Source organism: Amphibacillus cookii (genome assembly GCF_016908375.1).
GTDB classification, from domain to species: domain Bacteria; phylum Bacillota; class Bacilli; order Bacillales; family Amphibacillaceae; genus Amphibacillus_C; species Amphibacillus_C cookii.
The window spans coordinates 49,259-62,273 of record NZ_JAFBDS010000010.1 but is presented as its reverse complement, the minus strand read 5'-3'; the positions used below and the strand labels follow the sequence as shown (position 1 = coordinate 62,273).

Sequence of the window (13,015 nt, the reverse complement as noted above, 5' to 3'; positions counted from 1 at the left end):
TTTATGAGGATTAAAGGAGCAATAATGAATGGTAGAAAAAAGAAGTGTAAATGCACCTCCAAATTTTCAAAATCCAATTATTTGGGCTGATGTACCTGATCCGGATGTGATTCGAGTCAAAGATGTTTATTACATGTCAAGTACAACGATGCATATGAATCCAGGTGTACCCATAATGACTTCAACTGATCTTGTCAACTGGGAAATTGTAACGTACGTGTATGATATTTTAGAAGATGGAGAACAGCAAACATTAACTAACAAACAAGATGAGTATGGAAAAGGTTCGTGGGCAAGTAGTTTACGCTATCATGATGGTGTATTTTATTTAGCTGTTGCCTCGTTTAGTGCGGGAAAGACATATATATTTAAAACCAATAACATAGAACAACATCAGTGGGAGAAGTCAACCTTGGAAGGTGTCTATCATGATATGTCATTACTCTTTGATGAAGATCGGGTCTATATGACATATGGTAGTGGCGATATTAGAATTATTGAATTAACAGCGGATGCTACTGCTATTAAAGAAGATGGATTAAGTAAAGTTTTGATTCCGAATTCAAGCCAGATATTAGGGGATAACTGTATTTTACCAGCAGAAGGGTCTCACTTTCAAAAGATTAATGGTATGTATTTTGTCTTTTTAATTATGATCCCTCAAGAAGGCGGCCGAACACAGTTAATGTTTCGATCGGATCGAGTTGATGGTAAATACGAAGGACGTATTGCTTTATCCGATGCTGGCATTGCTCAAGGTGGATTAGTCGAGACCATTAATGGATCATGGTATGCTTTATTGTTTCAAGATCGAGGTGCCGTCGGACGTAGTCCTTGCCTAGTTGATGTAACTTGGGAGGATGGTTGGCCTATTCATCATCGTTCGAAAGTGGTTTATGCATGCGAGCAAAACAATAATTACGGGATTCCTAATATTGTAGCGTCTGATCATTTTGATATCGCCACACGTTCCAATAATATTGATCACATAAATCAAGACGTTCTAAAAAGAACATGGCAGTGGAATCACAACCCAGATCATCGTTTTTGGAACCTTACCGATCGCCCTAGCTATTTAAGGTTAATTAATGGTCGTATGAGTGAGTCACTTCTTTATGCGAGGAATACCTTAACCCAACGGACATTTGGGCCGTCTTGTACAGGACAGGTAGCAGTAGAAATCGATAATATGAAAGATGGGGATATTGCGGGACTGGCCGCACTTCAGGAACATTACGGATTTGTTGGCATTAAGGTTTGTGATCAAGCAAAATATTTAGTTATGGTAAGAGGAAATGCATCAGAAGAAAATGAAATTGAATCCACGCCTCTGACACAAGGTCGTATTTATTTAAGAATGGATTGTCAATTTGAAAATATGGAGGATCAAGCTTCTTTTTATTATAGTTTAGATCAGGAACAATGGCATGCCATTGGAGATGTGCTGCAAATGAAATATACTTTACCCAAACATTTTATGGGCTATCGATTTGCACTTTTCAATTATGCAACAAAGCAAGCGGGTGGATATGTCGATTTTGATTATTTTAGTGTGAATAAATCGTTTAAAGTAAGGTGAAGTATTAATTACGTATCTGACATGTAGCGCGTAAAACGATAAGAAAGCTTAAACCCTCAGCAAGGCGCTTTATTGCCTGCTGAGGGTTTAATTTTACATGAACGCGGTCGTCATTCAATGTGTTCATGCTATCAATAAACAAAAAATTTATCTGTAAACAAGAGCGCATCGCTTATTTAAAGGTGCAGAAATGGCGCTTTTCATCCTTAACATAAAGCGATTGTTTAGCATTTGTGTGAAAGCTATTATAGTGTTTATATTGTTGAGTAATAATATGACTAATTGTTAATATCTCCAACAAAAGTGGTCACACTTTGAGCAGGCAGGTGTGCCCAAAAATTACGTCCAGTTACATTAAGATTAGTTCCTGGTTGAAGATTACTACTTCCTGTTGTGATCCATCTACCTACATTTGATATACCGCCATTATGAACGACGAAGTTTTGATTTACCGGTGTCGTTCCTCTATTAATAGCTACAATAACCACTTTGCCGTCACCTTTATATGCAGAGGTGTAAACGTTTGTCTCTGGGTTTTTGGTCGCATCAACCCTTACATATCCGGGGCGGACGAATTTAGAGAAGTGTGCCATTGAATATCCGCGTTTGCTAATAGTACCGTCTTCCTTCATTGGTCCATATTGGCGACGAATATACCACCATATATAGGCCTGGAATTCTGCATCAACCAAATTATGGTGAATGTGATAAGCAACGTCCAAAGCTTCGGGCCAAAGATCGCCTGAATTATCATGACTGTTAGGGTAGTAAACTTCTGTCATCCATAGCTCTTTTCCTGCCCCTTTCTCTTTAAATAAAGGGTAGCTGAAATCACTAAATCGTGTTCCGTAAGTGTGAGCGCCAAGAATATCTAAATTTGCAAGTGCTTGTGGATCGTTTAAAATAGGGTCGGACATATTTTTTAAATATTGAAACGACTCCGGTGCAATCACTTTAGTGTTAATTGATCCTGCATTTTCTCTCATAAAACGCAGCATTTCTGCTGGTGTCCACCAAGTCCAATCATGCGCATAATCAGGTTCGTTTTGAACAGATATGGCATAGAGGTCAACCCCATTATTTCTCATAAATGCAACAAAATCATTAAGGTGCTGTGCATAGGCATCATATTTATCATATCTCAAACGTTTAGCATTTCGATCTCCATGGCGATTGAAAGTTTCAATCATGTCACTTGGAGGATTCCATGGTGAAGCAATGACTAAAGCGCCATGTTCGATCGCTCGTCTAGCGGTTGCAACCTCTCTGTGCCAATTGTTTCTATTGGCGTCGACATAAATACGCAAAATAGAGAAGCCTAATTGATTATGGTTATTTCCAAAAGCTGTTTCACGCTGAGGTCCGGTTAAATCACCAATCCAGCCCGGATGATTCATTCCCCCAAAACCACGAATCTCTTGACGCACTGCAGATAAATTAATGTTAACATCACTAGCCGCTAGTGTTTCCGAAGGTGTTAGACTGATTAACATGAGTGGGAGTAGAATGATACACGTTAATAATAAACGCTTACCTTTTTTAAAACGCAAACCCATCATTTTCATCTCCTTTTTAAATTGAATCGGCCGTTCCCTTCTGCACTTAAATCTATCTTTGTATGAAAGAAATCACCTCCTTTATAGAGTTAACGTTTAATTTAACATTGGAGCGGTTTAAACTGGACGGTCCATTTTTACCAGAGATAACGAAAGCTAATGTCCTCGTTCACTCAATGATCAATCAATAGACGAACAACGAAAATACCAGATGGTTTAGGGTTTGTTTTATTCGTAAGGAAAGTTAAAGAATATGAGAATTTGGATGTTTAAGAAGTATCTTCTGCAAGGTAGTTGTTAGTATGCGCTTACATATATTGACTATTTAAAATCTTCTCCACAAATAACTTAAATCCTTTATTTATTTTTAATAAGTTTTATTTTTTTGATTTGATAAAAGCTAAGGAAAGAATGGGGGGATCAAAGGGGAGGGAAAGGTGTTGCTAGATTAATGGGGTTATATTTAAAGGTATTTCCACATGTGAATTTGTGCTGAGCATCCATTATACGGGGAGGCGCTTTCCTCCCCGTGTCGGTAAAGGTTTTTTGGGGTGCAAATAAGGATCCGTATGAGTGAGGGCAACTTATCGTAATCGAATTTTCTATTTTTGAAGGCTGTTTTAGCCTTTGTTAAAGGAAAAGTATTCAGACGAACTCAAATTTTATATTGTTTTTCATAAAAAGTTAAGTAGTGTTTATCTCTATATTTCGAAGCACTCACACCCGTGTGCGCTTTAAACTTCTTATAAAACCAATCTAAATCTGTATAACCCACTTCGTAAGCAATTTCATAAATTTTCATATCTGTGTTATCCAATAAAAATTGGGCTTTTTCCATCCGCCTCTTCAGCAAGTATTGATTAAAAGTTATGTTTTCTTGACATTTAAATTTTTGTCCTAGATATGAACAATTATAATGCAGATGATTGGAGATTTCTTTTAGCGTGATTTGCTTATGGATAGAATGTTCAACATAACTTTTAACAGCGTCAATGATATTAGCATCTCTTCTATGATAAGCAGTTGTTCTTTTTGTATAAAAACTAATCTTGCTTTGATTTTCAATTGTTTGCTTAATCTTTAATAAACTACTAATACATTCGTTAGGTTGGACTGGGCTAGGTAAGTAATCGTTGACTTGTAGACTAATCGCATGACGAACAAAATTAAAATCTTTTTCGCCACCCACTAATAAAATAGGTGTTTGACTAACTTTACGAATACGGGCACATAACTCTAATCCATCAAAAGTTATCTCTGTCAAATTTAATACAATAAGTCTATAAACATCTTTATTTATTAAGGATAATGTATCTGAAATGGTGCCAGCGGATGACTGAATAACAAAACCATAGGAAGGCCAATCAATCATATTCTTGATTGCATCTCTTGACAGTCGATCTGGGTCAACCAGTAAAACGTTGTACATGAAATGATCCTCCTCTAAATGGAGCAAGTATGGGTAAACACTATGCGATAAAGCCTTTAACTATATGTTTCCATTATAAGTAATGAACCGCTTACAAAGAATGTGCTTTTCTTTATATTTCACACAACAATTTATTTATCGTAGATAAATGTTAATTTTAAAAATTCTAAAAAATAGAATATAGGGGGCTAAAATACGAATAATGCCAGGTTGTTTTCTTTAAATGTAAGCGCTATATTTGGGTTTGGATATACTGAATCAAGAGGAGGAGGATAAATGAAAAATGCAAAAGTGACATTGTTTTTAGTGAGTTTATTGATCATTCTTATTTTTGGTGGAAAGGTAGGTAGGGATCAAATGGTTAATGCAGACAGCGGAAATGAAAACGCGGTAGACAATAATAGTGAGGTTATTGCGTCTAAAGACAAAGCTGAGTTAACGGCTCGACCGGCAATTGGCAAGCAACCTCCTAATGGGAATCCACTTTTAGCACATCAATTTGGTGCTGACCCTTATGCCCTTGTGTTTGATGATCGTGTTTACATTTATAATACACATGATGAATTTGAGTATGATGCTAACGGTGAAATCATTGAAAATAGTTATGCCAACATTAATAGACTATCGATGATTTCTTCGGATGATCTAGTGAATTGGACGGATCATGGTGTTGTTTATGCAGCTGGTAGGGAAGGGGCTGCCAAATGGGCTAGTCAATCATGGGCTCCAGCTGCCGCTCATAAAGTCATTGATGGTGAAGATAAGTTTTTCTTGTATTTTGCTAATAATGCTAGTGGAATTGGCGTGTTAACAAGTGACAGTCCAACAGGACCTTGGGAAGATCCAATTAATAAGCCGCTAATTTCGTGGTCTACACCAGGTGTGGCTGGGGTTACATGGCTATTTGATCCCGCCGTTTTAGTTGATGATGATGGGAAAGCCTACCTCTATTTTGGTGGAGGCGTACCTGCTGGTGAACATGCCATGCCAAATACAGCACGTGTCATAGAGTTGGGTGAAGATATGACTAGCACGGTTGGTTCAGCCGTTCCTATTCCAGCACCGTTTATGTTTGAAAGTTCAGGTATTAATAAAAGGGATGGGGTTTATTATTATAGCTACTGTACAAATTTCTACAGTGGTGAGCGACCTCCGGGCAGTCCTGGCGGTGGTGAAATTGCATATATGACAAGTGATCATCCCATGGGACCGTGGGAGTATCAAGGGACAATATTGCAAAATCCATGGCATTTCTTTGGTGTAGGAGGTAATAACCATCAAGATCTGTTTTTATTTCATGATCAATGGTACATTGCATACCATGCTCAAACACTATCTGATGCGATGGGAGTGGCAAAAGGCTATCGTTCCACACATATAAATAAAGTTTTTTTCAATGCAGATGGTAGCATTGAGGAGATTCATGCAGACCTAAGAGGTGTAGAGCCTGTTAAAAAGTTAAATCCTTATGATAATATTCAAGCTGAAACGATGGCGTGGAATGCTGGCATTGATGTTGATGTATTTGAAACAACAAAAGAAGGGAAAGGGTTGGCATTAACAAAAATCGAAGCAGGAAGCTGGACGGCTGTCTCGTCTGTTGACTTCGGTCAGGGTGCCACTAAATTTTCAGCAGTTGTTTCAAGTGGTGCGACGGGTGGGACAATCGAAGTCCGTTTGGATAACCCAGAAGGAATGCTGATTGGTGAGGTTGAAGTTCCGAATACTGGCGGATGGGAGCAATGGCAAACGGTTTCGACAACTGTATCCGGTGTAGCAGGTGTTCGTGATGTATACTTTGTCTTTACCGGAAGTCAATCGGGCAAACACTTATTCAATTTTGATTATTGGCGCTTTCATCAATAGCTATATCTGTTTAGAAACAAACGATTAAAACGTTGTGTTAGCGGTTCGTCAACCCTGTCTTTCTAGGAAAGAAGCTAGAATTAGACCGGTAATTAAGCTAAGTATTCACCGGTTGTTTAGCAATTATGAAAGCGCTATATTTAGCAGTAGGCATTCAAAATATAAAGTAAACGGGGGTATTAAATTGAACAAATGGAAGCTGGTTATCTATTGTCTCTTCATGTTAATGCTTGTAGCGTGTAACAACGATAATGTAAGCGGTGACAATGATCAAGATGCAGAAGCTGCTGATCCAATTGAGGACGTTAATGATCAAGCAGAAGATGAGAAGGATGAAGTCGATTATTATCAAACACCAGAAATGGATTTTGATATGGATGGAAGAACAATTAAGATTGTAGCGTGGTGGGATATGGAATTTTCTGAAGATAACCCTGACAGTATTCAATTTAAAGAGAATCTTGAAGCATTAAAGGAAAAACATAATTTTGATGTAGAATATATTTCCATTGATTATGGTGAGTATCAAGAAAGAATAACAGCTTCCTTGTTGGCGGGTGAGCCAATAGGTGATCTGGTTCGTCTAGGTAAAAACTATACGATTCCAGCCCTTGTTCAGCAAGACTTGTTATGGCCAGTTGATGAGTACACACAAAACGATCGGGTGTTCAACCAACTTGTTTCTAACGAACTCTTTACGCACGAAGGGCAAGGCTATGCTTTTACTGAAGCACAAACCATCTTAGTCCAGGGTCTTTTCTATAATCGTACGTTAATGAGCGAGCTCGGAATCAAGCCTTTGCAGGAGTATGTAGATGAAGATAATTGGAATTGGGACACATTTATTGACGTCGTGAGACAAGCAAACCAAGATACGAATAATGATGGCAGCTTGGATACTTGGGGTTTAGCTAATCGCTCTGTTATTCAGCAAGCTTTGTCATCTAATAATACAGCTTTGACTGATGGAAATGAACAAAATTTAGAAGATCCAGCAACGCTTGAAGCCTTGGAATTTGTAGCGGAGATAACGAATGATCAGCTAGCTCGGCCGACCGAAGGCGGGGATTGGACGGAACCGCAACAATTTTTCCGTGAGGGAAATACATTGTTATATACGGGTGCTTTGTATGAATTTGACGGATTCCAAACAGATATGCCTGAGTATGAATTAGGCTTCCTTCCATTCCCGAAAGGACCTAGTGTCTCAGACTACTATACATTTGAATCTGCTTTACAAGCCATTGCTATACCTAAAACAGTGGAGAATCCGGAACAACTTGTTTATATTTGGGAGAAAATCCATGACATTGAATCGATCTATGATTACCCAGAACAAGCTTCGTATGAGTCAACATTTGTATATGAGGAAGACATTGAAAATGCAAGAATGGTTGGTCCAAACTTAGTTGTACTCGATCATTTTGCCTTTCCCAATTTAGACTATTGGGGATTTGAGCATGATTTACTGGAAGGAACAGCTGTATCAACGCTTGTTGAGAGTTATGGTCAAGCTTTCCAAGCAGCAATAGACGAAGTCTATAGTGATTAGTGATAATGCATTAAGAAAGCATTCATCTGACTTAGCCATTAATCGGCTAAGTCAGTCACTTTATCACAGATAGCCGTCCGTAAAATGCCCGGATCAAAATAGAGAGTAAAGCCATCTATTGAGGCGGGAGAAAACGATCGCTAATGTCCTGATTCACTCAACGACCAATCAGTGGGAGAAGAACGAAAACGTTCACTGATTGAAAATTCATTTTATAAAACGCTGATACTAAGCAAAAGGAGGGAGAAAAATTGTACATATTAAAAAATAAATATGTGCGTGTCATTTTAGTATTTACGATACTTTTTTCTTCCATATGGTTTTTAAGCGCTAACAGGGAGTCTAATCAACATTATTCTCAAACGATAACTGAATTTACAGCAATTATAAACGAAGATAATGAAGAAAGTTACGATCATTACTTGGAACAATATTCAGAAGCCGAACACCCTAGCCAAACGATTCGTATTGAAGGTGAAGACTACACAGAAATAGAAGGAGAGGGGTTTGAAGTTCTCAATCACTTTAATGGATTAGATGGTCAATCAGTGATGACCCCAGAAGAAGGTTCGATAAGCTGGGATGTTCAGGTTGAATCTCCAGGTCTATATAATATGCGAATCCACTATTATCCCGTTGAAGGAAAGAGTTCAGCGATACAAAGAGAATTAAATATTAATGGTGAAGTTCCCTTTTTTGGTGCTGACTATATGATTTTTGATCGCATTTGGGGTAACCAATATGAAGAATTTATAAAGGATGATCGTGATAATGAATTGCGTCCACGTCAAGTAGAGCAACCTGATTGGTTAAAGGCACCTTTTAAAGATAGTGAAGGTTATTTTAATGAACCATACTTCTTTTATTTCGAGGAAGGTGTTCAGACGATTACATTAACTTCAAAACGGGAGCCAATGGTGATCGACTATATTGAGTTGTACCAACACGTACCAGCAAAGGCGTATCAAGAAATAGAACAGGAATATCAAGAAAAAGGAATTGAACCAACTACGGGTTACTTTATTCAGATCCAAGCGCAAGATGCAGTTAGTAAATCTTCCCCAACTCTATTTCCTTTAAGTGATCGTTCTAGTCCAACGGTTGAGCCTTATCATGTTTCGAAATTGCGGGTTAATACAATTGGTGGTGCAAACTGGCAACAACCTGGTCAGTGGATTGAATGGGCGTTTGAAGTAGAAGAAGATGGGCTGTATCAAATTGCTTTAAAAAGAAAGCAAGATCAATTGCGCGGGGTATATGCGTCTAGATCGTTAACGATTAATGGGGAACAGCCATTTAAGGAAATGAACCTTCTAAGATTTAACTACAACTTGGATTGGCGTACCGATGTTCTTGGTATTTCGGAGGAGGAACCTTATTTATTCCATTTAAAAGAAGGAACCAATACAATCCGTATGATGGTTACGCTAGGAGATGTAGCGCCATTATTAAGGACGATTGAGTCGAGTGTGCTTGAATTAAATGAAATGTATCGAAAAATACTAATGATTACATCGAATACACCTGATCCGTTAAGAGATTATCAATTGGATCGACGTATTCCTGATATGATTGACGTCTTTACTGAACAAGCGGCAATTATTGGAGATGTAGCCGCTTATTTGGAGGAGTCAACGGGAGAAAGAAGCGATAAAGTTGCTGTTTTGCATTCAACAATTGTTCAGCTAGAAGAAATGATTAAGGATCCAGATACAATTGCGCGTCGACTTGATACATTCAAATTAAATGTCGGGGGGCTAGGCACTTGGATTCAAACTGTTCGTGAACAACCTCTTACGCTTGATTATTTGATCGTATCATCTCCAGATCAAGAGATGCCACGAGCTGAGGCGACTGTTTTCGAACGCTTGAAACATGAGGTAGGTGCTTTTGTTGCTTCATACACTGAAGATTACGATAGTATTGGCAGTACGGTTGAAAACAAGGATCTAGAACAATCGATTACGGTTTGGCTCACAACAGGGAGAGATCAAGCTCAGATCTTGAAAGGACTAATCGATGATACATTTACACAAGAAACAGGTATATCGGTTAACTTAAGACTTGTGCCACCGAATATCCTCTTACCAGCAACGTTAGCTCGTGAGGGTCCTGATGTTGCTTTGCAGATGGGTGAGGATGTCCCAGTTAATTATGCTATGCGTAATGCTGCTGCAGATTTGACTGTATTTCCAGACCACGAACAAGTTTTAACGCGCTTTCGCAAAAGTGCTATTGTTCCGTTCCAATTTGAGAATGGTGTTTATGCATTGCCTGAGACACAGATGTTTCCTGTTATGTTTTATCGAAAAGATATATTAGAAGAGTTGAATTTGACCCCACCTGAAACATGGGACGATGTCTATCGTATGATTTCTATTTTACAAAGGCAAAATTTAGAGTTTTTCTTACCAATTGACGATCCAATGGCACAAAATAATACGTTGCTTATTCCTAATCGAGCTTTTGCGATGTTATTGTATCAAAAAGGCGGGCAATTCTATCAAGCTGATCAAAAAGCAAGTGCATTAGATTCTGAGATTGCGATAGAAGCATTTAATCAATGGACGCAATTCTATACCAATTATAAATTCCCATTAATGGCTGATTTCCCTAATCGATTAAGAGTTGGTGAAATGCCGATTGGTATTGCTGATTATGCGACTTATAACATGCTAACGGTTTTGGCACCTGAAATCAGGGGGTTATGGGAATTCACCACTGTACCAGGAACGCTTATGGAAGATGGTACGATCAATCACAATGTTCCGAGTTTCTCTACTGCAGCAATGATGTTAGAGAATGCAGAAAACAAAGAAGCATCGTGGCAATTCCTAAAATGGTGGACTGAAAAAGAAACACAGATTTCTTTTGGTAGGGAAATGGAAAGCTTACTTGGAGAAGCTGCACGTTATCCAACAGCAAATATTGAGGCGTTAGAAGAACTCCCTTGGCCTATCGAGGATTATAATAACTTGGAAAGCCAATGGAAGTGGGTTCGAGGTATTCCACAAGTACCTGGAGGTTACTTCACTGGTCGTCACATTGACAATGCTTTTAGACGAGTCGTTAATGCTGATGAGAATCCAAGAGAAGCTTTGGCAGATTATATACGCTATATAAATGATGAAATTGAAATTAAACGTAAAGAATTTGATTTACCTTATTAGGATAGGGGGTGGGGTAGATGCAAGCGGAACAAATGGAACAACCGATAGAGAGCACAGTCTATCCGAAGAAGAAAGTTAAAGTTAATCATCCAAATAAAAGATCAAAAATGAATAGATTTAAAAGTGAATTAAAAAGAGGGAAACACTATTATATTTTAATGGCTCCATACATGATAATCTTTGCTTTATTTACGGTCGTTCCAGTTATTGTGTCATTGTTTCTTAGTTTTTTCTCCTTTAACATGCTTGAATTACCACAATTTGTTGGATGGGGAAATTATTCGCGCTTATTTCTAAGCGATGATGTCTTTATGATAGCTTTAAAGAACACGCTAGTGTTTGCTGTCATTACCGGACCGCTAAGCTATTTAGCTTGTTTTCTTTTTGCTTGGATAATTAATGAGCTATCTCCTAAAATTAGGGCTTTTATGACAGTAATTTTTTATGCACCTTCAATTGCAGGTAATGTCTTTTTTATCTGGCTCATTATTTTTTCTGGTGATGCCTATGGATACTTAAATGGTTTCCTGATGAGAACAGGTATTATATTAGAACCTATTCAATGGTTAAGAGATGAGCAATATGTATTAGGGGTCGTTATTTTAGTTCAATTGTGGTTGAGTTTGGGTACAAGTTTCCTTGCTTTCATCGCGGGATTACAGACCATTGATCACTCATTGGTAGAGGCGGGCGCGGTTGATGGAATAAAGAATAGATGGCAGGAGCTTTGGTATATTACGTTGCCATCTATGAAGCCTCAATTGTTGTTTGGGGCGGTCCTTCAGATTACCCAATCATTTGCCGTAGCTGATATTTCTATAGCTCTCGCCGGTTTTCCAAGCGTTAACTATGCAGCCCATACAGTAGTCACACACTTGATGGATTATGGTACGATTCGATTTGAAATGGGCTATGCTTCAGCGATTGCTACTGTTTTATTTGGACTTATGTTGGGTACAAATATGCTTATTCAAAAATTATTAAGAAAGGTAGGAACATGATCATGGCGCTTATTAAAAAAAGGCTTAATCGATCTTTGCCTGTTAGTCTGATGCTCTTCTTGTTCCTAGCTTTATTTGGCGCTTTTATGGCTTTGCCACTTGTTTATGCGGTTAACAATGCATTTAAGCCACTTGATGAGCTATTTATTTTTCCACCGAGATTTTTTGTAAGGAATCCAACATTGGATAATTTCTTTGATTTAGCAGCGGTCATGGGGGATTCATGGGTTCCTTTATCACGTTATTTCTTTAATACCATTGTCATCACACTATTCGGAACAGTGGGGCATATTATTTTAGCTTCAATGGCTGCTTATCCATTGGCGAAATATAAGTTCCCTGGTTCTTCTGCTATTTTTCGGGTGGTGGTGTTATCCTTAATGTTTTCACCTCATGTAACTGCTATACCAAACTATATGGTTATGTCAAGGCTTGGCTGGATTGATACACACTTATCACTCATTGTACCTGCAATGGCATTCCCACTAGGTTTGTTTTTGATGAAACAATTTATGGAGCAACTTCCAGATGCAATGCTTGAAGCTGCAAAAATTGATGGCGCAAGCGAATATCGCATTTTTTGGAAGATTGTTATGCCAAATGTTAAGCCTGCCTGGTTAACACTATTAATCTTACAATTTCCGGTGCTTTGGGGTACAAATGGCGGGGATTTTGTTTATAGTGAAGAATTAAAAACGTTAAATTATGCTCTGCAACAAATCATATTAGGAGGCATTGCGCGTGCAGGTGTTGGTGCAGCAGTTGCACTGATACTAATGGTTGTGCCCATTACACTTTTTATCATTTCACAAAGCAATGTCATTCAAACGATGTCAAGTTCTGGTATGAAAGATTAGAAGGG

Annotated in this window: 8 protein-coding genes; 6 read left to right on the top strand and 2 right to left on the bottom strand. The window is 38.2% G+C overall.

Annotated elements, in window-relative coordinates; translation table 11 throughout:
* Positions 1-28 precede the first annotated feature (28 nt).
* Positions 29-1,579: a glycoside hydrolase family 43 protein gene (locus JOE23_RS14365; RefSeq protein ID WP_204439432.1), complete on the top strand. Its 1,551-nt coding sequence runs from the start codon at positions 29-31 to the stop codon at positions 1,577-1,579.
* A gap of 278 nt (positions 1,580-1,857) precedes the next feature.
* Here JOE23_RS14365 and xynC read toward each other — a convergent pair whose 3' ends face one another.
* Both xynC and JOE23_RS14355 read right to left on the bottom strand, forming a co-directional pair.
* A complete protein-coding gene (xynC, locus tag JOE23_RS14360; protein ID WP_204439430.1) occupies positions 1,858-3,135 on the bottom strand; it encodes a glucuronoarabinoxylan endo-1,4-beta-xylanase XynC in 1,278 nt (425 codons plus the stop codon).
* Between the two features lie 655 nt (positions 3,136-3,790).
* The gene (locus JOE23_RS14355; protein ID WP_204439428.1) at positions 3,791-4,564 is read right to left on the bottom strand and encodes a response regulator transcription factor; all 774 of its coding nucleotides are present in this window, start codon (positions 4,562-4,564) and stop codon (positions 3,791-3,793) included.
* 276 nt (positions 4,565-4,840) lie between these two features.
* Between JOE23_RS14355 and JOE23_RS14350 the strand changes: the two genes are divergently transcribed.
* The 5 genes from JOE23_RS14350 to JOE23_RS14330 all read left to right on the top strand — a co-directional run bounded on the left by JOE23_RS14350 (position 4,841) and on the right by JOE23_RS14330 (position 13,010).
* Positions 4,841-6,430: a glycoside hydrolase family 43 protein gene (locus JOE23_RS14350; RefSeq protein ID WP_204439426.1), complete on the top strand. Its 1,590-nt coding sequence runs from the start codon at positions 4,841-4,843 to the stop codon at positions 6,428-6,430.
* A 184-nt stretch (positions 6,431-6,614) separates the two neighbouring features.
* Complete coding sequence (locus JOE23_RS14345) at positions 6,615-7,982, top strand: ABC transporter substrate-binding protein (protein ID WP_204439424.1); 1,368 nt, start codon at positions 6,615-6,617, stop codon at positions 7,980-7,982.
* A gap of 251 nt (positions 7,983-8,233) precedes the next feature.
* Entirely contained in the window at positions 8,234-11,152 is a 2,919-nt protein-coding gene (locus JOE23_RS14340) for an extracellular solute-binding protein (protein WP_204439421.1), read from the top strand.
* A 17-nt stretch (positions 11,153-11,169) separates the two neighbouring features.
* The gene (locus tag JOE23_RS14335; protein ID WP_204439419.1) at positions 11,170-12,153 is read left to right on the top strand and encodes a carbohydrate ABC transporter permease; all 984 of its coding nucleotides are present in this window, start codon (positions 11,170-11,172) and stop codon (positions 12,151-12,153) included.
* A 2-nt stretch (positions 12,154-12,155) separates the two neighbouring features.
* The gene (locus tag JOE23_RS14330; RefSeq protein WP_204439417.1) at positions 12,156-13,010 is read left to right on the top strand and encodes a carbohydrate ABC transporter permease; all 855 of its coding nucleotides are present in this window, start codon (positions 12,156-12,158) and stop codon (positions 13,008-13,010) included.
* The last annotated feature ends 5 nt before the right edge of the window (positions 13,011-13,015 follow it).

What these genes read in the sequence shown, in the direction of transcription:
- JOE23_RS14365 (WP_204439432.1), top strand. Translation starts at nt 29, where the DNA reads ATGGTAGAAAAAAGAAGTGTAAATGCACCTCCAAATTTTCAAAATCCA.
- xynC (WP_204439430.1), bottom strand. Translation starts at nt 3,135, where the DNA reads ATGGGTTTGCGTTTTAAAAAAGGTAAGCGTTTATTATTAACGTGTATC.
- JOE23_RS14355 (WP_204439428.1), bottom strand. Translation starts at nt 4,564, where the DNA reads ATGTACAACGTTTTACTGGTTGACCCAGATCGACTGTCAAGAGATGCA.
- JOE23_RS14350 (WP_204439426.1), top strand. Translation starts at nt 4,841, where the DNA reads ATGAAAAATGCAAAAGTGACATTGTTTTTAGTGAGTTTATTGATCATT.
- JOE23_RS14335 (WP_204439419.1), top strand. Translation starts at nt 11,170, where the DNA reads ATGCAAGCGGAACAAATGGAACAACCGATAGAGAGCACAGTCTATCCG.
- JOE23_RS14330 (WP_204439417.1), top strand. Translation starts at nt 12,156, where the DNA reads ATGGCGCTTATTAAAAAAAGGCTTAATCGATCTTTGCCTGTTAGTCTG.